Genomic DNA, 22166 nt, shown 5'->3' with positions numbered 1-22166 from the left:
AAATTATCGCGCCGCTTTGAAGCAATTCCAACAACCAAAACTCCTTTAATACAATCACCGACTAAATTTACACGGCAATTTAAATTTGAACAATTAGTTTGTTTAGCGGAATCTTTGATTAACAATAATTAAAAAACATCAAAAATTCTATGCTTAAACTACTCAGATCCATTAGCATTTTCCTCGTTACCGCCTGTTTACTACTTGCTTGTAATACTTCCGCACCAACTGAAGTCAAACGTCCGCCATTGAAAGTGGTCTTTGCATCTTTTGTTGGAGAGCTTCCAGGCATCATTGCTCAAGAAAAAGGATTCTTCAAAGACCAAGGGGTAGATGTGGAACTAATTCATAAACAATATACCCAATTGGAACAAGCAAACTTCAATGCGGGTAAGTATGATGGGATTACATCGTCTTTGGGAAATTTTATCATCTGGAGTGGCATAAATCCAGATATACAAGGCGCGATCGTGATAGATGAATCAATAGGAGCAGATGTGGTAGTTGCCAAATCAAAAATAAAAACTGTAGCTGACTTGAAAGGTAAAAAGCTGGGTGCAAATCTAGGCGGTTTTAGCGAAGTTTTCGTGACTGAAATGTTGAAAACTGCCAATTTAACCAGTGATGATGTGAGCTTAGTTCAATTAGAGGCTTCAGAAATTCCTCAACGCCTGAAAAATAATACGATTCAAGCCGGACACACTTGGCAACCTTATCTCTCTGAAGCGATGAAATTAGGGGGAAATATTCTATTTACTAGCAAGCAAACCCCTGGCTTGATTTTAGATTTGATTATCTTTCGCGGTGAGACAATCCGCGATCGCCCCGAAGATATTAGTGCATTTGTGCGCGGATGGCTGCAAGCCTCGACCTACTGGAAAGCAAATGTTGAAGAAGGAAAAGCTATCGTCAGCAAAGCATTAAAAATTCCGCTCGATACTCTCTCTCTAGAGGGAATAAATCTAACTGATTTAGGTGAAAATCAAAAATATTTTCAATCTAGCAACCCTAAATCCATTTATCAAACTGCCAAGATATATGCAGACTTTTTTATTCGCTCTGGAAACCTGACGCGTATTCCTGAACTAAAAAGTTTGTTTAATTCTTCCTTCTTGAATCCTCCCTAGTTTGAAGCTATGCAGCACTCTTTTTTGGGCGGCATCCGTACAAAGTTAATCGCCTCGTTTCTCGTTGTTGCTTTGATTCCGTTGCTGTTATTGGCATTTGTCAACAAACAGACAACTGAAAAAGCACTAACTGACAACGCCCGACAGGCCCTATCTGCGGCGGCTAACGAAACCGCTAACAGAATAGATGCCTTTATTGATGGAAATCTCAATGCCGTGCGCACAGAGGCGATTTTACCAGGTTTGGCACGCTACCTCAGCCTAACTCCAAAACAGCGAGACGACAGCCCCGAAATGCAATTGGCGACAGAAACATTAATCCGTCTCAGTCGCAAAGATATGCTCAATATTCTCTCTTATGCTTTGCTCGACTTAAACGGGAAAAATGTATTAGATACACGTACACTAAATATTGGCAAAGATGAATCAGTTCAAGATTATTTTAAAACACCGCTAAAAACTGGTTTCTCCTTTGTTTCTAGCATGAAGCGATCGCCAACAATTCCCGATCTGATTACCCTCTTTTTTAGCAGTCCGGTTCGCAATGCCAAGGGAGATATATTGGGTATATTGCGTGTTTCGTATAATGCGACTGTTGTTCAGCAGTTAGTAACTCGACAAACTGAACGAGCTGGGGAAAAATCTTTTGCGATTCTTTTAGATGACAATAATATTTATCTGGCACATAGTACTGCACCAGAACTACTTTTTAAATCAATTGTGCCTCTACCTGATGATGTTGTAACTAAACTGCAACAGGAAGGTCGTTTGCCTAATTCTTCTGTCAAAGAATTGGCAACTAATGAGTCCGAACTTAAACAAGCATTGGATAATAAACAGTCGTATTTAATTGCATCTTTGTCAGCAACAGGCGATCGGGTTAATCTAATTGCGATCGCTCGTTTGCAATATAAACCTTGGTCTGTGTTGTTTGCCCGACCCCTTGCCGTTGCCCTAGCACCTGTAGAAAAGCAAATTCGTGACGCAATTTTTCTATTTGCATTTATTGCTGGAATCGTGACAATCATTGCTTTTGTCATCGGACAACTGCTAACAAAGCCAATAATTTCTCTTACCAATATAGTTTCCCAGTTTACCGCAGGTAACTTAGATATTCGTGCCAAAAATAAATCAAAAGACGAAATAGGTCAACTGGCAAAATCGTTTAATAATATGGCACTTCAATTACAAACATCTTTGGAAACCTTGGAACAACGGGTACAGGAGAGAACAGCAGAGTTAGCGATTGCTAAAGAAAAAGCTGAAGTCGCAAATCAAGCTAAAAGTTTATTTATTGCGAATATGAGTCACGAATTGCGATCGCCCCTCAATGCTATTCTAGGTTTTTCTCAGTTAATGTTACGCGCTAAAAACTTGCCTGCCGAGCATTATGAGAATGCTGGGATCATTTATCACAGTGGTGATTATTTACTCACACTTATTAATAATATTCTCGATTTATCAAAAATAGAAGCGGGTCAAACTACTCTTAACCCTAGAGACTTTGACCTGTATCGCTTGCTAGATGATTTAGAAGATATGCTACATTTACAGGCAAGTAATCAAGGCTTAAATTTAATATTTCAACGTAGTGATAATGTCCCATGTTACATTTGCACAGATGAGTTAAAACTCCGGCAAGTATTAATTAATTTGATTGGTAATGCCATTAAGTTTACTCAAAAAGGAACAGTTAGTTTAACAGTAAATAATAGTAGTGAAGAATTCACAGATATTTTAACTCTTGATTTTAAAGTCTGTGATACAGGAGTGGGGATTGCAGCCGCAGAATTACCCAAACTATTTAATGCTTTTGCTCAAGCACAAGCCGGAAAAGAATCCCAAGAAGGAACGGGTTTAGGTTTAGCAATTAGTCACAAGTTTATTCAGTTAATGGGAGGAGATATTTCTGTTGAAAGTAAATTGGGAGTTGGGACAACTTTTAAATTTTATATTCAAGCAAAGTTAGGTCAACCAACCAATAAAAATATTTTAGAAGTACATCCAAAAGTATTGGAACTTGTACCAGGACAACCTATATATAAACTATTAATAGTAGATGATAAACCGATTAATCGCAAATTATTAATTAAACTTTTACAACCGTTAGGGTTTGAGATGAAAGAAGCTAGTAATGGCAAAGAAGCGATCGCTATTTGGAATGAATGGGAACCCCACCTGATTTGGATGGATATGCGAATGCCTGTCATGGACGGTTACGAAGCTACAAAATATATTAAGTCCACTACAAAGGGGAATGCTACAGCTATAATTGCTCTAACGGCAAGTGTTTTAGAAGAAGAAAAAGCGATCGTCCTTTCAGCCGGATGTGATGACTTTCTCCGCAAACCTTTTGCAGAACATACAATTTTTGACACACTAGCCAAACATCTGGGTGTCAAATATATATTTGCTGAAAATAATTATTCAAATTTGGAATATACAGAAAAAAATCCTTTAACATCCAAAAATCTAATTTGTATGTCTCAAGAATGGATTAATCAATTCTATGAAGCTGCATTAGAAGCAAATACTAATCGTGTCATAGAATTAATTAGAGATGTTCCTAAAACAGAAACTTTTTTAATTCAATCTTTAACAAAACTTGCTCGTCAATTTGAATTTGAGGAATTAGTTGATTTAGCCGAACCCCTGAGAAGCAATGAATCTTAATTCTGATAAAGAAAATAAAGGTAATATTCTCCTAGTAGACGACAGTCCCAAAAATTTACATTTGTTAAGTGATACTCTAGTCAAACTCGGCTACACTGTTCGTAGTGTCACAAGTGGAAGGATGGCACTAAAAACAGTAAAGGCAAAGCAACCAGACATCATTCTTTTAGATATTAAGATGCCAGAAATGGATGGCTATCAAGTGTGTAGAACTTTAAAAGCTGATGAAGTTTTACGCACCATTCCTGTTATTTTTATTAGTGCTTTAGATGATGTGTTCGATAAAGTGACAGCCTTTGAGTCAGGGGGCATAGACTACATCACTAAACCCTTTCAGATGGAAGAAGTTGTAGCGCGTCTAGAAAATCAGTTAACCATTCAACGCCAGCAACGGCTTCTAGAAAAAGAAAATATTAAGCGTAGGGAAACAGAAGAGATACTGTATCATTCCAGGGCAATGCTAGCCAGTATTTTGAATAGTTCGCTAGATGGTATTGCCGCTATGCAAGCTGTCCGCAACCCTGTAACAGGAGACATTGAAGATTTCCGTTGCTTAGTGATCAATCCTGTCATTGCTAGAGCCTTCGGAAGCAAATGTGAAGAGATGATTGGCAAATTAGTACTAAAAAAACTCTTAGCCTATCTAGAACCAGAACTCTTTAATCAATTCGTTAATCTTGTCGAAACGGGGGAAGCTTTAAAACGAGATTTTTACTATCCATTAGGCAATTCTTGCTGGTATCACTTTGTTGCAGTCAAACTAAATGATGGTTTTGCTATTACCATACGCGACATCACTGGACGTAAACAAATTGAATTAGCTCTTCAAGATGCAAATCAGAAACTAGAACAACTGGCAAATTTAGATAGCTTAACTCAAGTGGCTAACCGTCGTTGCTTTGATGCACGACTGAAAGCAGAATGGAAACGCCTTGCACGAGAACAACAACCCCTGTCACTGATTATGTTTGACGTTGATAAATTCAAACTTTACAACGATTACTATGGTCATCTTGCAGGCGATGATTGTTTAATGAGGATAGCGCAAACAGTGCAACAGACAATTCATCGTCCTGCTGATTTAGTGGCACGTTATGGTGGAGAAGAATTTTTGGTACTCTTGCCCAATACTGACTTAACGGGAGCGCTCAAAGTAGCACAAAGTATTCAGCAAGCAATTCATGCTCTGGCTATTCCCCATGTACAGTCTGATGTCAAAAATATTATCACCGTTAGTTTAGGAATTACCTCTCGCATACCTATTTGGAACATCAGGCCAGACACACTCATTGCTTCAGCAGATAAAGCACTGTACAATGCCAAACGAAATGGGCGCGATCGCTATTGTAATGATTGACACGTTTTTTATAGCAATACCTTCATTTCCACCATTATTACATCAGTAACAATTACATCCAGCTTTTCTTTTAAAATAACGCAGGGTCTACTATTTCAATGCTGAATCGACCATGCTTGAATACCACATTATACCATTCCTCGTCATCCATCTCGTTATAGTGTAGGTAGCCATCGCGGAATGCACAAACACGTTTAGGTTCAAGAAGTAATAATTCCCAAAATGCCTTGGCAATACGTTCATAAACCTTAGTTGATGAATCGTCTGGATAAAAACGCAGTCCAGCACGAAGGTTGTAATCTTCACAGATGAATGGGTATGCTATCCAGTCTCCATTTGACCCTAGCTCACAAGCCACAAACATTTGCTCGATGAGTGCATACTTGTAGTCTGGAATAGACAAGCCGATCAAAATATTAGAACCAAATATGGCTGGAATTCTAGCCCGTACCCACACTGCATTAACTGATTTTCCAAATAGATCGTGGCATCTCTGTAAAATACTTGGAGGTTGTCCCTCAATGTAGTCCGAAAGAGGAAACATTGGATCTTCTCCAACCCTTTGATATGAGATAATTTCTAGTTCGCTACCCAAGTCACCCAATAGCGCAATAAAAACAAACCCACCATGCTGGGCACATTTCCCAAGAATCTGATGAAACCATCCATGTTTGATAACAATGGAAACCATTAATCAAACTAATTCTTCAATATTAATAATCTTGTCATTATTTATACTAACTTACAAGTACATTGCAACGCTTGCTCAAGTAAAGATTGATATTCTTCATCTTCAACCCGATAAGCGCCAAACCTCTTCAAATGGGGATTCATCATTTGGGCATCAAAAAACACAAATTTTCTCTGACGCAATCTTTCCACCAACTTAACCATCGCCACCTTTGAGCCTTCGGGAATGCGGTAAAACATCGACTCGCCAATAAAAGCCCCACCAATCACAATTCCTAAAATTCCCCCAGCTAATTCGTCACCTTGCCAAGTTTCAAAACTATAAGCATAACCACTCTGGTAAAGTAGCCAGTAAATCTTTTCCAGTTCCGGTGAAATCCAAGTTGTCTCTCTATTAGCACAGCCAGCCACCACAGCTTGGAAGTCCCGATTAATCGCCACAGTAAACCGTTCTTGATTCAGAACACGCTGTAAAGACTTGGGGTAACGAAACCGTTCATCCAAAGGAATAAAAGTTCGATCGCGACTTCCGTACCAATTCAAGCGATCGCGCTCATCAGCCATGAGAAAATAGCCTTGTGCATAACCCTCAACAATAGCCGCGATATCATATTCCATAAATAAATATAAAAAAAATACTCTTAGAAACGCAATTTGATGCTAAAAAATCAACCTCAGCGTTCCTCTGCGTTTCCCTTTGCGTCCCTCTGCGTTTAAAAAAAATGACTCAACCAATTCCACCCATCACCCTACCACCGCCCGAAAACCCCCTACTCGAAGGTGAATGGTTACGAGAACGCTTACAACGGTGGCTAGATACAGAATTTATCCCCGAAGCAGTAAACCAAAATATTGCCCAACGAGCCGCACAGATTTTTGTGCGTCAACGGATGGAAGGAGAAAATGACCTTGGTTCTCTGGTAATTGCCATTGTCACAGAGATGCAGTCCTATGATTTTTCCAATAGCTTCTATGGAGAGTTTGCGATCGCTAACGCCGTCAGCGATCTACTCTTAGAAAGTCTGGGAATTGATAAGTGTTGTGGTCAATAATATTTTGTCATTTGTCCTTTGTCATTAATCCTTTGTTATTTACCAATGACCATTGTACAGACGCGATTAATCGCGTCTCTACTGACTAATGACTCTTAACTACCAACTAGACTTAACAACTCCAGGTAAAAGGCCTTCATGCGCCCATTCTCGTAGTACGTTCCGAGACAACCCAAAATCGCGGTAAACTCCTCTAGAACGACCAGTCAACCAGCAACGGTTGCGGTGGCGGGTGGGCGCACTATTCCGGGGTAGCTGTTGAATCTTCCGGTGGATTTCTAGTTTATCCAAAGGAGATGCTGCACTTTTGAACTCTTCTAAGAGAGCTTCCCGCTTGTCAGCATACTTTTCGATCAACTTGGTGCGCTTTTTCTCGCGCTCAATCATGCTCTTTTTTGCCATATATTCTCTAACTTATTTGAAGACACCGTTTTCCATTCTACAGTCTCTCCATCAATTCTGGGGTTACTTGTGTCGCTTATCCTACAACCACTGGCTTATTTGCAGCCGGACATAAATCGGCAAGCTCACAAGCAACGCAGACAGGAGAGCGGGCTTTACAAATAGCACGACCGTGATAAATCAGCCGAATTGACCAATTTTCCCAATCAGACTGAGGCAATAAATCCATTAAATCTTGCTCAATCCGAACGGGGGTCTGTATGTTCAGTTAAACCCAAGCGTTCGCACAGGCGCTTGACGTGAGTATCTACTGTCACGCCAGCATTAATGCCATAACCATGAGCTAGGACTACATTTGCTGTCTTGCGCGCCACACCTGGAAGCTTTAATAATTGCTCCATTTGGTTGGGGACAACAGAGTTAAACTCAGTGACAATCATCCGACAGGCGGCTTGAATGTTCTTGGCTTTATTGCGATAAAACCCTGTTGAACGCACCAAACTTTCTAATTCTACTAAGTCAGCGATCGCTAAACTCGCTGCATCAGGAAACCGAGTAAATAATGCTGGTGTCACTTTATTCACCCGCTCATCAGTACACTGAGCAGAGAGAATCGTTGCCACCAACAATTGTACTGGCGTTGAGTAGTTCAAAGAGCAAGTAGCATCTGGATAAAGACGCTTCAGCCGAGCTAAAATTTCTATCGCTCGTTGCTTTTTAGATAAAGATTTGCGGGTAATGCTCACTGGAACAATTTTTGTACCCATTCCAATTGGCTAGTTAATTGGGTGGTTTCTTTGACGATCAGAAAAATTCCTAAGCCTAAGAGTAACACCAAACCGGTTTGCATTACACTTTCTTGAATTCGGGCGGGTACTGGCTTACCGCGTAAACCTTCAATCACCAGAAAAGCGAGTTGTCCGCCATCCAAAGCTGGTAAAGGCAAAATATTGATAATAGCCAAGTTAATGCTGATAATTGCCGCAAAAGACAACAGATTTGCGCTATTATCATCAGCTAATTTTGCCCCGATTTTGACAATATTAACTGGGCCAGAAACTTGTCCAGCAGTTTGTTGAAAGTTGGTAATTAACTGCCCAAAACCGCTGAGTGTCCCAACAAATAATTGTTGAAACCTGTTAGCAGCAAGACCAAAAATTTCAAAAGGACTATTAGGACGGCGATAAATTGCTGTAGCATTCGGACTGAGTGCCACACCAACTACGCCTTTGCCATCGGCTCCCAGTTTCGGCGTTAATTTCAGGGTTTGTTGTTGTTTTTCCCGCAGAATTTTCAGTTCGATTTGCTGATTGGGGTGAGTTTGAATTTCTTTGGTCAGCAAAGGAGTTGATTTGTCAGAAGCCGGGAGTTCTCGACCGTTAACAGCCAGAATAATATCTCCTTCCCGAATTCCTGCTTGGTAGGCAACAGATTCTTGATTAACAGGCTGGACAATTACACCAGCTTGATAAGTTAATTCTTTGGGAATGCCGACGATACCCAATTGCAGAGCCAACACCAAGTAGGCAAATATTAAATTTGCGATCACTCCAGCACTGATGACAATCGCTCGGTCTAAAACTGGACGGTTACGCAGCAGATTTGCGTCATTGGGTGGAACATCGCTATCGGGGGTCATCATCGGGAAAGCCCACAAAGCCGCCCAAGGGAAAAGCGCGGACAGCATATTCGGTTTGCGAACCTTGGTACTTTAAAAGAACTGGGCCAAAACCCAGAGAAAAACGGTTAACGAGAATGCCTTGAGAACGTGCTGCAACAAAATGTCCCAACTCGTGTACCAAGATCAAAACAGCCAAGACTGCGATCGCTGCTAAAACTGACATAGAGTAAATTGTGAAGATATTAAGCTATAGTTATCTCCATTCTAATTGGGCATTGGGCATTGGGCATTGGGGAGGCAGTGCGGTCTTCTCCCAAAGGGAGAGGCTAGCGCCAAGGGGTCTCCCCAAGTGGAGAAGGCAGTGCGGTCTTCTCCCAAGGGGAGACGCCAAGGGCGATGGGGTCTCCCCAAGTGGAGCAACTGCCGTCAACTGCCGTCATTGGTCATTGGTCACTTGTACTGAGCGTAGTCGAAGTATTGGTCATTAGTCATTAGTTTTTAACAAAGGACAAAGGACAAATGACTAATGACAAATTATAAAACTTCACGTCCCAAGTAAGGTTGCAACACTTCTGGTATCTTGACTGTTCCATCGGGTTGTTGATAATTCTCCAAAATTGCTGCCATCGTCCTTCCCACCGCCAAACCCGAACCATTGAGGGTATGTACGAACTGAGTGCCTTTCTTCCCCGCCTCTTTGAAGCGAATATCAGCCCGTCGCGCCTGGAAATCTATAGTATTGGAACAGCTAGAAATTTCGCGGTATTTGCCAGAAGAAGGCAACCAAACCTCTAAATCATAAGTTTTGGTAGCGGCAAATCCCAAATCTCCAGTACTTAAATTTACGACTCGGTAAGGCAACCGCAACGCCTGTAAAATTGCTTCTGCATTCCCTACCAATTTTTCCAGTTCATCAAAAGACGTACTAGGTTCGACAAACTTCACCATTTCCACCTTGTTAAATTGATGCAGGCGAATTAATCCCCGCATATCGCGCCCATAACTACCAGCTTCGCGGCGAAAACAGGGAGTAAAGGCACAGTGGTAAATAGGCAAATCTTCAGCAGCGAGAATTTCACCCCGATAAAGATTTGTAACTGGAACTTCCGCTGTCGGAATCAGCCACAAGTCATCATCAGCGCATTTAAAGCTTTCTTCCGCAAATTTGGGTAATTGACCGGTCGCCGTCAAAGACTCAGTATTAACTAACAGCGGTGGACTGACTTCCACATACCCAGCTTGAGTATGGAGAGTCAGCATAAATTGAATTAATGCCCTCTCCAATGCTGCACCAGCGCCTATTAATGTCACAAAGCGACTTTGGGCAACTTTTACAGCTCGTTCAACATTGAGAATACCCAGCTTTTCGCCAATTTCCCAGTGAGGCAGAATATGCGGATTTTGGGGAATGTACTCATCACCCCAACGGCGCACTTCTACGTTATCTTCCTCATTCTTTCCAAGGGGTGTAGAGTCACTTGGCAAGTTGGGAAGTGCCAACACAAGTTGAGCAATTTCAGCTTTCAGGTCTTTTTCTTGGGGTTCCAGTTGACTCAACGTCGCTTTGACAGAGTTACCTTCATCCCGCAAAGCTTGAATTTCTGGGTCTTGAGGATTGATCCCAGATTTTATCTTCTGCCCAACAATTTTACCAATTTCGTTGCTACGAGCTTGGAGTTGACTACGCGTCCCCTCAAGTTCCCGTTGTTGCCGATCTAACAGTAATATCGGTTCGATGTCGTATTTACCACTACGACTATTCAATCTTTCTTGAACTAATTGGGGATTTTCCCGTATTTGCTTGATATCCAGCACAGATTTTTCTCAGTTTTTAACCTAAAATCTTCCTGTCAATACAGTTAACACATAAGCATTTAGCATATAGTAATTTTGCTTTGCTGTAACTGCAAAAACAAAGTTTATTAGAAAAATCAGTTTCAATCTCTGAGCAAGATTTTACCCTAGCATGATTGCCAGGGCTAAGAAACCATATAATGCATTAAACCAATCATGAATTCGTATTTTGAGTCACTGTCGTTTCAGAAACCTGAGCAAGACTCTGATCGTTACCATTATTGTTATCAACGGCTGCAAACGTCCTTTGAGTGATATTCGGTGGTTCCTTATCGTCTCTAGTTTGTCCAGGTGAAGGTAACCAGTATGCAAGCACACCTGATAAACCACCCCAGTAAAGCGCAATATTCTTGTCGTCCTGTTGTGACGAGCCTGATGAGGCAAGCTTGAAAATGCACAGCCCCAACACGATGCTACTAAAGAAAACCTGTACGCCAAATCTCCATACGTCTTGATTAAATTTCTGTGCTGGTTGATTTCTCATGGTGTCAAATTGATTTTTCATGGTATCAGACTTCTAAAAAAGGTACATATTATCCCTGTGCTAGTTTTGGCATCACCTACTACTACAGCTTGGTAAAATTCATAATTACGTGTACTAGTAAGATGTTTTTCAAGGATTATGTAGTTGTCTTCACACCCAGTTTTGTCTGTTTCGGAAAAATTATGGTTAACTTCTTTAGACTTTTGAAAACTCAGCACTCATATTATTAGGGTCGGTTAATGCGATTGAGTAACCAAAGTGACGCCACCAGCCCTGCAAAGTGGGCTGAGACGGTGTTGGTGTTTGCCTGTACTACAAGCATATCTAGACCGCTAATAATCCGTGTAGGGTCAAAAAATTGGGTAGTTATCGCTTGTGGAGATATGGAGCGTGCTACCAGTGTTCCCACGATCGCCTGCGCCCCCAAAAGAGTCACTAGGGTTCCTCCTAAATTCACCCACACACCTAAGCGTAATACTTGCACAGTCTCGCTTTTCCGAGGGCGGTTGCTGGGATTGGAGGATTCCAATTGCTTGCCAATTCTCGTGTAACGGTAAGCTAAATAAATCCCCCCACCTAAAACAACCAGTCCACAAATTGCTAAAAATACGCCAAAGCCAGTCCCAGGATTATTACTAGGGCTGCCAGTTCTTTGATTAAAGATGGCGAACAGCAGCACAATTATGCTAGAAACAACACCTAGTACTAGCTGAATCCAGAAGCTAATCCAACCTGTAAGGCGAAAAGTTTGGGCAATTGCCCTAAGAGTTGAGGAAGATGATGGGGCATTGGGAGTTTGTGACATAGCGATCGCTAATATGCTGGGTGCAAGATATAAGGAAGGCGAGGAGGAGAGGACGAAGGGAGTTTAGCGCCTTCTTTGATAAATTTACTATCACACTTGTCAAATAAGACAAGAAATTCTGCGATCGAGGAAATCATAAATGGTTACTACTTAAGTATGTCTACAGACGTAGCACTTCGATCTCAGATATATTCCATAGCTTAAGATTTTAGAATTTGCATTGGGAAAATCACTGTAAAACAAAGTGTTTATTAAGCTTTACAGACAAAATAGCATTTTACCTGTAAAATTTCTTCGATGGCATTTTATTGCTTAAGCAGCTCGGCATCAGTTAACACCAAGATACTGAGTCTTTCACTGTCTGTTCGCTCCTCACCACACCGTATCGAGCTTGAGTGGGGGTACATTGTTTTGTGCCCCTAAAACTCGTAAACTCGCCCCACAACTTCACAGGCGTGGGTAATTGTTTGATGTTTACCCTTTGGAAATCTCGTCTAAGTAGCTTTATATGTATTACTCGCGTAGTAGTAGCACTGTATACTGTCTACAAGGATTGTAGACTTTACCCTAAGGCATTTTTTTAGCCATTCACTAACCATGAAACTTGAGGATATATATCAATTTTTTGAGAATCCTCCGCCAACTTACCTTTGTCAGGAACTAGCAGTTTGTTACATACTGTCTGTTTTATTACAAGGTGAATCCTACGGAACCGAGTTGATTGAGCAATTAGAAACTGAGTATCCCGTCTATCGGCTTTCAGATACCGTACTTTATAGTGCAATCAAATTTCTAGAAGACCAAAAGGCAATCACTGGATATTGGAAGAAACTCGAAGGACGGGGGCGCCCCAGGCGGATGTACCAAGTTTCTCCCGAATGGCAAGTTCAAGCTCAGGATTTAGCTTTTCAATGGCTTAACTACATCAACGGGAGGAAAAAGTAACGAATCATTGATAATGAATAAGTCTCCTCCAGTCAAACACTAACAATTAGTTATGGATACTGCTATTTTGCCATCTACCTTCCTGCTAACCTTGTTGTTATCGGTTGGGCTGTTTTTCTTTATTCGTGCCTCGACTAAAGACCGCACAGAAATAGCCCACCTAGTATCTGAGCAAGATGAAGCTGTTTTAATGTCTCAATTAAAAGAGTATTTTCGATCGCGGTCTTACCGAGTGGCAGCGGTAGACCGAGAACAAAATCAGGTAATTTTTGAAGGTAATGTTCGTCCCAGCTGGTTCTTAGCCATATTTCTCACTTTACTGGCAGCGATTGGGATTGTTTGTCTATCTCTGGTTGCATCCCTGCTTTTTCCTAGCCTGAGTACCCTTGTTCTGGCGATGGTACTGCTGTCGCCTTTAAGTGGTCTATTTTATTGGAAAAAATCTGGAAGACTTGAGAAGGTATCGCTCAAAGTAGAAACAACTCAGAGCGAACAAACCTCCTCAAGTAAGATTGCTGTAGTTGCCCATCGAGATGAACTGGGCGAGTTGCAAAGGACTCTACAGCTCAAGCCTGGGAAATAGTTGATTTTTGCGACCATCTCTTAACTATGATATGCAGACTTGTGACCTAACCTACTATGCAGGCAATGGAAAGTAGTCAGGAGAAAATCAAGACTGCTGCTTTGCCAGTTTTCCCCACGACTTTGGTCGTGGGGAAAAAATTTAAATTCATTAACTTAAATTCATTGACAGAGCAAACTTTAACCATCTACGGCATAAGAGCGCAACTTCACTCTTCTTTTTAGAGGCACTTGGCTCTATACCCATTCTCTTCTGCGTCATCAAAGTAGTATCAATCCATGCAATCTAGCGTGGCTTGAAACAGGTTCACTTTCCAACTACCTGGATTAGATTTACTGGCAAATCAGCTACAAACTAAAAAAAAATTAAATTTTGCATAAACTTAGCAATTTTGCCAGTTAATAGTAGTCAGGAGCCACATTCAATGCTCAAGATGACCATCTATGGTTCACCGACTAGCTAAAGCAAGAGGTTCTTGACCTGGTGAAGGTTCCAACACCCTCAAACTAGGAAACAAGAAATGATTTTCCTCTACGTATTGAGCACCAAACAGTCCCTTTTCTGCCCAGAAATAACGATCTGTAGTGTGTTCATTTCGCTTTACAAGTAGCAACGCTGGTGGCAAAATTCCTTCAGCTTGAATGAATCTTCTTGCTGCTGTCACAGGCTTTTCTTCGCCACTTTCGATGCTATATTGAGGCACGTGTTCCAAAATACGCCGTCCTTCCTGACGACGACGACTCTTCCTTTTGCGTCTCCTTGCCAATATACTGTCCTCCTCTTTCAAGCTATAGATTGTAGTGATAGCTACAAAATCCGTCGTCATTATATAGGTTCTAGTTTAGAATATCAATAGTTTTTAACCTTTTAATATAAGAAAGTTAATATCTTTGAAACATAGAGAAAAGCAAATTACCTAAGAATATAATTTCCTAGTACAAACCATCTCTTTTGAAGATTTTAGTTAAGCTTGATGAAATGAGTGAGGTAAAAATTAAGTATCCTCTCTTACATCATGCCTCAAAATCTATAATCTTGAGCAAAAGCTAAAAAATGTTAATGTCTGCCAGTTCTGATTTTCTTGCTCTGTGTCGAGAGCAAATAGCGCTACTAACCCAAGGGCTAGGAGCAACTTTAAGTATTGTGTACTTAACACAAGAATTGGTAGATACTCCTTCTGGCGATGCCAAACTGATTCCTGTGGTGATTTACCCGGAAACAGCATTATTGCTGCCAGGAGAGGAAACTATTGAAGCGACGGCATACAAGCAACTTCAAGTTGGAAATGCATTTATATTACCCAATCATCAAAGAAGGTTATTGACAGCAGGTTCAGAACCTCCAACTTCGTCACGAGAGTCTGAGATACCAGATGCGTCTCAACCCGATCTCAAAGAGGAATACCTACTTAGTGGCAACCAAATTGTTTTACCTTTGATTTATGAGGGTGTGATGATGGGGTTATTAGTGACAGGTAGGAAAGACCGGCTATGGAATGAACACGAACAAAGTCAGATTCAACGGATAGCCCAAACATTAGCGATCGCTTGTATTTTAGATCAGCGGCGAGCATGGTTTGAGCAACAGTTGCGCGAGCAACAAATTCTTCAAGAAAAACAGCGGGATTTGCTAGATAACCTGTTGCATCAGTTTCGTAACCCATTAACGGCGTTACGGACTTTTGGCAAACTGTTATTGAAACGACTACGACCAGCAGATGCTAACCGGGATGTGGCAAATAGTATTGTCAGAGAAAGCGATCGCCTTAAAGAATTACTGCAACAATTTGAACAAGTAATTGACTTGACAGAGGCAGATTTAGCACCACTACATCTACCGGAAGATGGAGTATTTGTAGAAGCAACTATTCAAAAATCCGCTAAACCGCCGCTATTATTGCCGGGAACGGGAGATAAAGCAGTTGACTGCTCCCTAGCAGATATATTAGAACCATTATTAATATCAGCCAAAGCGATCGCCCAAGAGCGAAAGCTAAAACTAATAACTGAAATTCAAGAGAATTCATCCCTAGTACGTGCTAATGTCAAAGCATTACGAGAGGTGTTAACTAATATTATTGATAATGCTTTGAAATACACTCCCAGTGGTGGCAAAATTTTGATTCAAGCAGGGCAAAAAAAAGCTCATTTTCAGGGAATAGTTATTAGTGATAACGGGCCCGGCATTCCACCCCAGGATTTAGAACATCTTGGAGAACGGCATTATCGCGGTGTACAAGCGCAAACAGAAATCCCTGGCACAGGTTTGGGGTTAGCGATCGCTAAACAACTAATAGAGCAAATGCAGGGCGAAATTGAGGTTTTCAGCCCTGCAATCAACTCTAAATTCACTTCACCAAATGCGCCGGGAACTACATTTATTATTTGGTTGCCGGAAGTTGAGAATTAGTCTATTGAAAACAAGTTATCCCGTTTTCCTTTAATATTTTTACTGAACCGCAGTTGTAGCGATCGCGTCGAGATGTGCGATCGTTTGCGGTGAAAGTTGCAGGTCTGCCGCTTTGATGTTTTCGTGCAGATGACTAATGGATGACGTTCCGGGAATTAACAAGATGTTCGGCGATCTCTGAAGCAGCCATGCCAAGGCGACCTGCATCGGTGTGGCTCCAAGTGATGCTGCGACAGCATCGAGGGCTGATGATTGCAACGGATTGAACCCACCCAGCGGGAAGAACGGCACATAAGCAATTCCCTGCTTTGCGAGGTCGTCAATGAAAGCGTCATCTTCCCGGTGCGCTACGTTGTACTGATTCTGCACGCAGACGATTTCTGCGATCGTTTGCGCCTCTGCCAACTGCGTAGGTGTGACATTGCTCAAACCGAGGTGACGAATTAATCCCTGCTCCTTAAGTTCGGCTAAGGTCGTTAGCGGCTCTGCAAGAGAACCCTCCGATGGCCCGTGAACGTTACCCATCAAGCGGAGATTGACAACATCGATCGCATCGAGTCCGAGGTTACGCAAGTTGTCGTGAATCGCCTCGGTCAGCTCCTGCGGCGACATCGCGGGAACCCACGATCCATCTTCAGGACGACGCGCTCCCACCTTAGTGACGATCGCTAAATCTTCCGGGTAGGGATGCAGTGCTTGTCTGATAATTTGATTCGTGATGTGAGGTCCGTAGAAGTCGCTGGTATCGATATGATTAATGCCAAGGGCGATCGCTTCGCGCAAAACAGCAACGGCTGCATCCACATCTCGCGGCGCACCCATTACATTCGGACCCGCGAGTTGCATGGCACCATAACCTATGCGCTTCACTGTGATTGAAGTGTTCGGCAACGTAAAAGTGCCGCCAAGGTTCGTTTGCTCGGACATATTGCTACTTTCTCCAAAAATTTTTTAGTGATTTAATGAAAGCAATTTTGAGAGTCCATTTCTCATTGATGTTGCTGCGTGCGATCGAAGCCCTCTCCTGGCGATCGATAGATTCCTATCGCTTGTCATTGTTCGTTGCGGCTCGCGAATATTTGCTCATACTCACCGTTCCTTTCAGCAAAGCGATATGCTTTGACACGATTAACAAGGATTTCACCGTGGGGCGGGTTGGGAGTGCTGAGAATCTGCATCACTTCAGCAATAAAGTCAGCCAATGGCATTGCAGCAGGATCGGTCGCCTGACTAGCCCCGCCAAACTCCGTCTGTACATAGGGTGGGGCAAGTTCAAGAACCTCCACGGAGGTTTCCCGAAGTTGAACGCGGAGCGACTGCAACCAAGAGTGCAGAAAAGCCTTGCTCGCGCAATAAGTCGGATATGGACTGATGGGAACGAAAGCCAAGCCAGAGGTGGTGGTGATAATCGTTGAATGCGGTTGCTGTTTGAGAGTCGGGAGGAGTGCTGCCGTCAGGTGAAGTACACCGACAACATTAGTCTGAATTATAGACTGCATCACGGAGAAATCGATCGGATCTGAGGTGAGGTCTTCCGTCTTACCAATTCCGGCATTGTTGATTAGAACATTGAGTTTAGGGAACTGCTCTCGAATGCGGGAAGCAAAGGCTTCGATGTCCGCCGGATCTTGAACGTCAAGTTGAATCCCGTGCATACCGGAGTGAGCGGCGGTGATTTCGTCGAGAAGATGTTGACGGCGACCCGCGATAATAACTTGATTACCGCGTTGATAGAAAGCCTCGGCAAGCCCACGACCGATGCCGCTTGTGCCGCCAGTAATGAGGATGGTGTTGTCCGTGAGATTCATAGGTATATTTTCCTGGAAAGATGTCAAAATTTGTTGAAAGTTAAGTTGTTGTAAAAGCTGAAAATTCAATCAGCGCTTATTCGCCGCTCACACGCAACACGATTTTGCCCAGATAGTGCTGTTTCATCGCATCCTGCGCTTGTGCCGCCTCTGACAGCGCAAATGTCTGCGCGATGTGAACTTGAAACTCACCGATACCGATCAATCGGTTAAGTTCGTCTAACAATATCGGGTCGGCGAAGCCATTTGCCTTCTTGAGTTCCACCCCGTCGGGCGCTTTGGGTTCGGGCATCACGCCATTAGGAAAGGAGACGATCCCACCCTGACGCACTAAACTCAGCGTAGATTGAACTGTATCGCCGCCCACCAGCACCAGCGCCGCATCGAAGCCATCGGGTGCAAAAGTGCGGGCGCGTTGGGCAATGTCGTCGCTGTGTCCGTCTACTGCTTCATCGGCACCCAATTGTTTAGCCAAAGCTACACCGTCTGCACCCGATGCGATCGCGAAAACGTTTGCCCCCATACGTTTAGCCAGTTGCAGCGCGACGTGACCGACGCCACCACTCGCGCCCCATAGCATTAATTTGGTTTCGCTGCTTATCCCCAGCGCCTGCAAATTGTTTAGCGCTGTTATACCAGCAATGGGTAGCCCGCCTGCCATCAGCATATCGAGACCATCGGGCATCAGCGCGACCGTTTTCTCAGATACGACGACGTATTGGGCATAGCTACCGCCTTTGTCATTCATGAAGCTTTGGGCGTAAACGCGATCGCCAACAGCAAAACGCTCAACCCCGTCGCCAATGGCAACGATCGTGCCTGCACATTCGCCGCCTAGCACACGCGGAAAGTGGACTTCGTTATACACCAGATCGCCTTCACGCTCCATTGCGTCCCAGATGCCAACTCCGGCGGTCTCAATGCAAATCAAAACTTCGCCTGCATCTACCATAGGCACGGGTAAGGTGTGCAAAGTCAGCTTGTCAGCATGACCGAACTCATCCACAGCCATTGCTTTCATTTGTTGGGGAGTATTTTGCATAAATAGGTTCTTCTGCTTATTGCTTCAGTTGTGATTGAGGAGTTCAAAGGCGTAAAACTTTTCAAAAGACTTCTTGCAAAAGTCGGGATAAGGGGCGGGGGAAAGGTTTATTATTTTTCCTTTCCCCTTTAACCTTTTCCCTTTTCCCACCTCTTGCAAAAGTTCTTTTTGCAAGAGGTCTAAAGTTTGTTTGGACGGATTGCCATTTCCTCCAAGAAGTTTTTAATTTCAGAAAAGAAATGCGGCATCGTTCTTCGGACTCTCTAAGGTCTTGCTTGAGATACTTTCATCCTACGAATTCGATTCAGCGTTTCCAATGCCTAAAACTCTTCGATCCTTGCCTAATTCTCCAGCATGGATCGCTTGAAGACATTCTATAATCGTGTAGGGCATTGAATGAGTCGAGGTACCATGACTTTCGTTATCCCCAATTCTGAGGTAGTTGCAGATCGGTGCGAAGCCCTGGCGACATTAGTGGCGCGGCACACCGAACCCAATAACAACCTTGTCTATCCAACTGCGATCGCATCATTGAGCTTTTCGCGATCGAATGCGTCATCTGCCATCATTTACCAGGATTATGAACCGCGTCTGGCCATTCTCGTTCAAGGCAAGAAAAACATAGTGCTGGGAGAGGAAACGTATCCCTATGAGATCGGGCAATGTCTTGTTGTCTCAGTCGATCTCCCCATCGGTGGGTGTATTGTTGAGGCGACAAGCGATCGGCCGTATTTGGGATTAAAGCTGACCCTAGACCCAATGCAACTTTGTGAAATGGCTGCTCAAATGAATTTTAGTTCGGCGAAGAAAGAGAACTCCGTCCGAGGCTTATTTGTGAGCAACGCCGATCCCACGTTGCTTGACTGTGCCCTTCGCCTCACTAAGCTCTTAGATACGCCACAGGATATTCCCATGCTGGCACCGATGATGATTCGGGAACTCTACTACCGTCTGCTGATCGGGGAACAAAGTGAAGCTGTGCGTCAAATTGCTACCTCTGGCAGCAGTATGCAGCGAATTGCTGAAGCGATCAAACGGATTAAGTCTAAGTTTACTCAGCCGATGCGAGTCGAGGACTTAGCAAAGCAGGTGAGAATGTCTACTTCATCGTTTCATCAGCACTTCAAACAAGTGACCTCAATGAGTCCACTTCAATATCAAAAGCAGTTAAGACTGTTAGAAGCTCGTCGCTTGATGCTGACGGAAGATTGTGATGCAACCTCTGCTGCTTATCAGGTCGGGTACGAAAGTCCTTCACAGTTCAGCCGGGAATATTCACGCCTGTTCGGTGCGCCACCGATGCGAGACATCGAACGATTACGAACGGCTTGACCGAATAATTACTAATTCGTAATTCGTAATACTTTTATTCTTTCCTCAATCAAAACTTTTCAGTCTACTAAAAGTACCAATCATTGAAATTATTTTTTTAATAATATCTATAAAATTAGTTTTGTCTCACCTCTATAGCGCTATTATCACTCTCATAAATTAATAAACAACGGCATAAAAAACTTGCTTAACTTAAATTTAGTTTCAGGAATTTTCTAAAAGTTTTTAGTTTGATAAAAAAACTAGCGTAAGTACTATATACATACAATATATAGTACTTACGCTATTCTTTCAATTCGGCTTTAAATGTACTAATGACTATCTTAATGAAACCAACAAGTTTTGATTGATGGTCATTTGTAAATCAGTATTTGGGTCAATGGCGATTAAGTCAACACTATTCTTGCCGAAGAACAGACCAACCAACGCACCGATACCAGCACCACCCAAGACTTCTTCTGTGGCAATAGCGCGATCGCCTGTGACAGCAGATACCGCAGTTGCCGCACCTGCGCCCAATACAGTATCCTTGATAATTGAACCAAGACTAGTACCCTTCTTGACGGTTTCAGTTTTGGTAATCACGTCAGAACTAGCATTAAGCTGATACTCTTGACCATTGGTCAAAACTAGTTTCTCGGCAACGAATTGAGAACCGCCTGTAGCAGGTTTGAGTTGACCAACAACTTGGCTCCCAGCAGGAATGACTACAGCTCCGTCTTGCGTTACCACGTTTTGGGATACTGTCAATGTCAAAGGCGATGTTTCATCCTTTGTAACGAGAATTTTTTCTGCCTTGTCATACTTCACAGGAATAGTAGTCCCTTGAGCAATTGTCACTGATGTAGGTGTTGGGGTAGTAGATCCGACAGCCACAACATAAGGCGAGTTAATTGCTGAGGCTTGATTAGAACTAACCAATGCTTGGTAGATAAAAGCTGCTACCTGGGCGCGAGTAGCGGTTGCAGTTGGATTCAGGAAGTTCACATTCGGATAGTTCACCACAATTTTCCTTTCAGTTGCTGCGGCGATCGGGCTACGGGCATAGCTAGCGATGTTAGAGGCATCGTTGAAGTATTGCAGAGTGCTTTCGGTATTACCGCTAGGAGTATATTCCAAACCGTTAGCGAGAGAAACTAAAACCTGTTCGCGGGGAATAGCTTGATTAGGCTCAAAGCGATTACCGGGATAACCAGATAAGAAACCAATGGTATAAGCTTGCTGGATTGCACTGGATGCCCAATAGTTGCTGGGTACATCAGCAAAATTGATTGCTGGCCGTTGCTGTGCTTTTTGGAAAGCTTTGTTAACCATCGCAGCAAATTGAGCGCGTGTCACCGGTTCTTCTGGGCGGAAACTACCATCAGGAAATCCGGCAATTACACCTCGCTGTGACAATTGTTGAATAAATTGTGCTGCCCAATAGTTAGATGAAACATCAGAAAAACTCGTTTGAGCTAAAGATGGTGAAGCTGTAATGAAAGGCGCTACAGTACCGACTGTGACGCTTAAAGCCATGAATGCAGCTGTTCTAGATTGCCAACGATTTAAGTTAAACATTATTTTTTTGCTCCAGTTCTATTATTTTTTTTACTGTTAATTAGTTAGACATTTACTAAAGTACAAGGTTCCTAATTTTTCTGCTTTTTGTCAAAACCATTACTTTAGTCATGCAGTCATCATTAAAACATCTATGCCAAACGAACTAGCTAATAGAACGTGAGTTCGATGAACCTCTCCCCAACCCCTCTCCGAGACAGAGAGGGGCAGAAATATTCTTAGTTGACAACGAAAAAATTAGGGTTTCAAAGCCTCTCGAAGAGTGAGAGAGGGGAATGTAAATGGGATTTTTAGAGCCGTCAAACTCATGTTAATAGAAGTAATATCATCACACTATTCTCTATTAGCAGATTTCCAAAAATATAGATACGGAGTGAGACGATCTAGAGAAATAATAGTTGCTGTTAAATACACAATTTTAT

Annotated in this window: 19 protein-coding genes and 2 pseudogenes; 8 read left to right on the top strand and 13 right to left on the bottom strand. The window is 42.7% G+C overall.

What is annotated here, in order from left to right:
* Positions 1 to 149 precede the first annotated feature (149 nt).
* The 3 genes from NSTCB13_RS15585 to NSTCB13_RS15575 are packed head-to-tail and all read left to right on the top strand — an operon-like array spanning position 150 to position 5157.
* Positions 150 to 1127, top strand: a complete 978-nt coding sequence (locus NSTCB13_RS15585) for an ABC transporter substrate-binding protein (RefSeq protein WP_448265422.1) — start codon at positions 150 to 152, stop codon at positions 1125 to 1127.
* Positions 1128 to 1136: 9 nt separating this feature from the next.
* On the top strand, positions 1137 to 3800 hold the full coding sequence (locus NSTCB13_RS15580; protein WP_448265421.1) for an ATP-binding protein: 2664 nt from the start codon (positions 1137 to 1139) through the stop codon (positions 3798 to 3800).
* Entirely contained in the window at positions 3790 to 5157 is a 1368-nt protein-coding gene (locus NSTCB13_RS15575) for a diguanylate cyclase domain-containing protein (protein WP_448272888.1), read from the top strand. The genes NSTCB13_RS15580 and NSTCB13_RS15575 overlap by 11 nt, the downstream gene beginning before the upstream one ends.
* Positions 5158 to 5227: 70 nt before the next feature.
* On the opposite strand, the gene NSTCB13_RS15570 is transcribed toward NSTCB13_RS15575, so the two are convergent.
* A complete protein-coding gene (locus tag NSTCB13_RS15570; RefSeq protein ID WP_448272887.1) occupies positions 5228 to 5701 on the bottom strand; it encodes a hypothetical protein in 474 nt (157 codons plus the stop codon).
* A 188-nt stretch (positions 5702 to 5889) separates the two neighbouring features.
* On the bottom strand, positions 5890 to 6465 hold the full coding sequence (gene aat / locus NSTCB13_RS15565; protein ID WP_448272886.1) for a leucyl/phenylalanyl-tRNA--protein transferase: 576 nt from the start codon (positions 6463 to 6465) through the stop codon (positions 5890 to 5892).
* A gap of 104 nt (positions 6466 to 6569) precedes the next feature.
* Here aat and NSTCB13_RS15560 point away from each other — a divergent pair, with 104 nt between their 5' ends.
* Complete coding sequence (locus tag NSTCB13_RS15560; protein ID WP_012410384.1) at positions 6570 to 6899, top strand: hypothetical protein; 330 nt, start codon at positions 6570 to 6572, stop codon at positions 6897 to 6899.
* A gap of 99 nt (positions 6900 to 6998) precedes the next feature.
* Here the strand turns inward: NSTCB13_RS15560 and rpsN are convergent, their stop codons facing one another.
* From rpsN to NSTCB13_RS15530, 6 genes and pseudogenes are all read right to left on the bottom strand, one after another.
* Positions 6999 to 7301 carry a 30S ribosomal protein S14 gene (rpsN, locus tag NSTCB13_RS15555; protein ID WP_335037693.1) on the bottom strand — a complete coding sequence of 101 codons (303 nt, stop codon included), beginning with the start codon at positions 7299 to 7301 and terminating at the stop codon, positions 6999 to 7001.
* 76 nt (positions 7302 to 7377) lie between these two features.
* Positions 7378 to 8068: pseudogene (gene nth, locus NSTCB13_RS15550) on the bottom strand (endonuclease III).
* A pseudogene (gene rseP, locus NSTCB13_RS15545) lies at positions 8044 to 9145 on the bottom strand (RIP metalloprotease RseP). Before rseP ends, nth begins: the two co-directional pseudogenes overlap by 25 nt.
* Positions 9146 to 9456: 311 nt before the next feature.
* Complete coding sequence (serS, locus tag NSTCB13_RS15540; protein ID WP_448272885.1) at positions 9457 to 10737, bottom strand: serine--tRNA ligase; 1281 nt, start codon at positions 10735 to 10737, stop codon at positions 9457 to 9459.
* A gap of 193 nt (positions 10738 to 10930) precedes the next feature.
* Positions 10931 to 11260 (bottom strand): hypothetical protein, encoded by a 330-nt coding sequence (locus tag NSTCB13_RS15535; protein WP_448272883.1) that lies wholly within the window; start codon positions 11258 to 11260, stop codon positions 10931 to 10933.
* A gap of 226 nt (positions 11261 to 11486) precedes the next feature.
* Positions 11487 to 12065, bottom strand: a complete 579-nt coding sequence (locus NSTCB13_RS15530) for a DUF3611 family protein (protein WP_448272881.1) — start codon at positions 12063 to 12065, stop codon at positions 11487 to 11489.
* Between the two features lie 597 nt (positions 12066 to 12662).
* Between NSTCB13_RS15530 and NSTCB13_RS15525 the strand changes: the two genes are divergently transcribed.
* Together NSTCB13_RS15525 and NSTCB13_RS15520 are read left to right on the top strand one after the other, a co-directional pair.
* Positions 12663 to 13010 carry a PadR family transcriptional regulator gene (locus tag NSTCB13_RS15525; RefSeq protein ID WP_445627801.1) on the top strand — a complete coding sequence of 116 codons (348 nt, stop codon included), beginning with the start codon at positions 12663 to 12665 and terminating at the stop codon, positions 13008 to 13010.
* Positions 13011 to 13062: 52 nt separating this feature from the next.
* Positions 13063 to 13593 carry a cofactor assembly of complex C subunit B gene (locus tag NSTCB13_RS15520; RefSeq protein WP_322698287.1) on the top strand — a complete coding sequence of 177 codons (531 nt, stop codon included), beginning with the start codon at positions 13063 to 13065 and terminating at the stop codon, positions 13591 to 13593.
* A 448-nt stretch (positions 13594 to 14041) separates the two neighbouring features.
* Here the strand turns inward: NSTCB13_RS15520 and NSTCB13_RS15515 are convergent, their stop codons facing one another.
* Positions 14042 to 14359, bottom strand: a complete 318-nt coding sequence (locus NSTCB13_RS15515; protein WP_041566316.1) for a DUF3155 domain-containing protein — start codon at positions 14357 to 14359, stop codon at positions 14042 to 14044.
* Positions 14360 to 14646: 287 nt separating this feature from the next.
* Between NSTCB13_RS15515 and NSTCB13_RS15510 the strand changes: the two genes are divergently transcribed.
* Complete coding sequence (locus NSTCB13_RS15510; RefSeq protein ID WP_445627802.1) at positions 14647 to 16002, top strand: GAF domain-containing sensor histidine kinase; 1356 nt, start codon at positions 14647 to 14649, stop codon at positions 16000 to 16002.
* A 39-nt stretch (positions 16003 to 16041) separates the two neighbouring features.
* Here NSTCB13_RS15510 and NSTCB13_RS15505 read toward each other — a convergent pair whose 3' ends face one another.
* The 3 genes from NSTCB13_RS15505 to NSTCB13_RS15495 form a co-directional block, all read right to left on the bottom strand.
* Complete coding sequence (locus NSTCB13_RS15505; RefSeq protein WP_448265415.1) at positions 16042 to 16929, bottom strand: aldo/keto reductase family oxidoreductase; 888 nt, start codon at positions 16927 to 16929, stop codon at positions 16042 to 16044.
* A gap of 125 nt (positions 16930 to 17054) precedes the next feature.
* A complete protein-coding gene (locus tag NSTCB13_RS15500; protein ID WP_448265414.1) occupies positions 17055 to 17879 on the bottom strand; it encodes an SDR family oxidoreductase in 825 nt (274 codons plus the stop codon).
* 7 nt (positions 17880 to 17886) lie between these two features.
* Entirely contained in the window at positions 17887 to 18852 is a 966-nt protein-coding gene (locus NSTCB13_RS15495; protein WP_448272880.1) for a quinone oxidoreductase family protein, read from the bottom strand.
* 411 nt (positions 18853 to 19263) lie between these two features.
* On the opposite strand from NSTCB13_RS15495, the gene NSTCB13_RS15490 reads away from it, so the two are divergent.
* A complete protein-coding gene (locus NSTCB13_RS15490; RefSeq protein ID WP_448272879.1) occupies positions 19264 to 20184 on the top strand; it encodes an AraC family transcriptional regulator in 921 nt (306 codons plus the stop codon).
* Between the two features lie 318 nt (positions 20185 to 20502).
* On the opposite strand, the gene NSTCB13_RS15485 is transcribed toward NSTCB13_RS15490, so the two are convergent.
* Positions 20503 to 21744 (bottom strand): S-layer homology domain-containing protein, encoded by a 1242-nt coding sequence (locus tag NSTCB13_RS15485; RefSeq protein ID WP_445627807.1) that lies wholly within the window; start codon positions 21742 to 21744, stop codon positions 20503 to 20505.
* Between the last annotated feature and the right edge of the window lie 422 nt (positions 21745 to 22166).

The sequence above is a fragment of the Nostoc sp. DSM 114160 genome (assembly GCF_053470305.1).
This window is presented reverse-complemented; position numbering and strand designations above follow the sequence as displayed.

What these genes read in the sequence shown, in the direction of transcription:
- NSTCB13_RS15490 (WP_448272879.1), top strand. Translation starts at nt 19,264, where the DNA reads ATGACTTTCGTTATCCCCAATTCTGAGGTAGTTGCAGATCGGTGCGAA.
- NSTCB13_RS15585 (WP_448265422.1), top strand. Translation starts at nt 150, where the DNA reads ATGCTTAAACTACTCAGATCCATTAGCATTTTCCTCGTTACCGCCTGT.
- NSTCB13_RS15535 (WP_448272883.1), bottom strand. Translation starts at nt 11,260, where the DNA reads ATGAGAAATCAACCAGCACAGAAATTTAATCAAGACGTATGGAGATTT.
- NSTCB13_RS15495 (WP_448272880.1), bottom strand. Translation starts at nt 18,852, where the DNA reads ATGCAAAATACTCCCCAACAAATGAAAGCAATGGCTGTGGATGAGTTC.
- NSTCB13_RS15560 (WP_012410384.1), top strand. Translation starts at nt 6,570, where the DNA reads ATGACTCAACCAATTCCACCCATCACCCTACCACCGCCCGAAAACCCC.
- NSTCB13_RS15525 (WP_445627801.1), top strand. Translation starts at nt 12,663, where the DNA reads ATGAAACTTGAGGATATATATCAATTTTTTGAGAATCCTCCGCCAACT.
- NSTCB13_RS15570 (WP_448272887.1), bottom strand. Translation starts at nt 5,701, where the DNA reads ATGTTTCCTCTTTCGGACTACATTGAGGGACAACCTCCAAGTATTTTA.
- NSTCB13_RS15580 (WP_448265421.1), top strand. Translation starts at nt 1,137, where the DNA reads ATGCAGCACTCTTTTTTGGGCGGCATCCGTACAAAGTTAATCGCCTCG.
- NSTCB13_RS15505 (WP_448265415.1), bottom strand. Translation starts at nt 16,929, where the DNA reads ATGTCCGAGCAAACGAACCTTGGCGGCACTTTTACGTTGCCGAACACT.
- NSTCB13_RS15510 (WP_445627802.1), top strand. Translation starts at nt 14,647, where the DNA reads ATGTTAATGTCTGCCAGTTCTGATTTTCTTGCTCTGTGTCGAGAGCAA.
- NSTCB13_RS15485 (WP_445627807.1), bottom strand. Translation starts at nt 21,744, where the DNA reads ATGTTTAACTTAAATCGTTGGCAATCTAGAACAGCTGCATTCATGGCT.
- NSTCB13_RS15530 (WP_448272881.1), bottom strand. Translation starts at nt 12,065, where the DNA reads ATGTCACAAACTCCCAATGCCCCATCATCTTCCTCAACTCTTAGGGCA.
- aat (WP_448272886.1), bottom strand. Translation starts at nt 6,465, where the DNA reads ATGGAATATGATATCGCGGCTATTGTTGAGGGTTATGCACAAGGCTAT.
- NSTCB13_RS15520 (WP_322698287.1), top strand. Translation starts at nt 13,063, where the DNA reads ATGGATACTGCTATTTTGCCATCTACCTTCCTGCTAACCTTGTTGTTA.
- NSTCB13_RS15575 (WP_448272888.1), top strand. Translation starts at nt 3,790, where the DNA reads ATGAATCTTAATTCTGATAAAGAAAATAAAGGTAATATTCTCCTAGTA.
- rpsN (WP_335037693.1), bottom strand. Translation starts at nt 7,301, where the DNA reads ATGGCAAAAAAGAGCATGATTGAGCGCGAGAAAAAGCGCACCAAGTTG.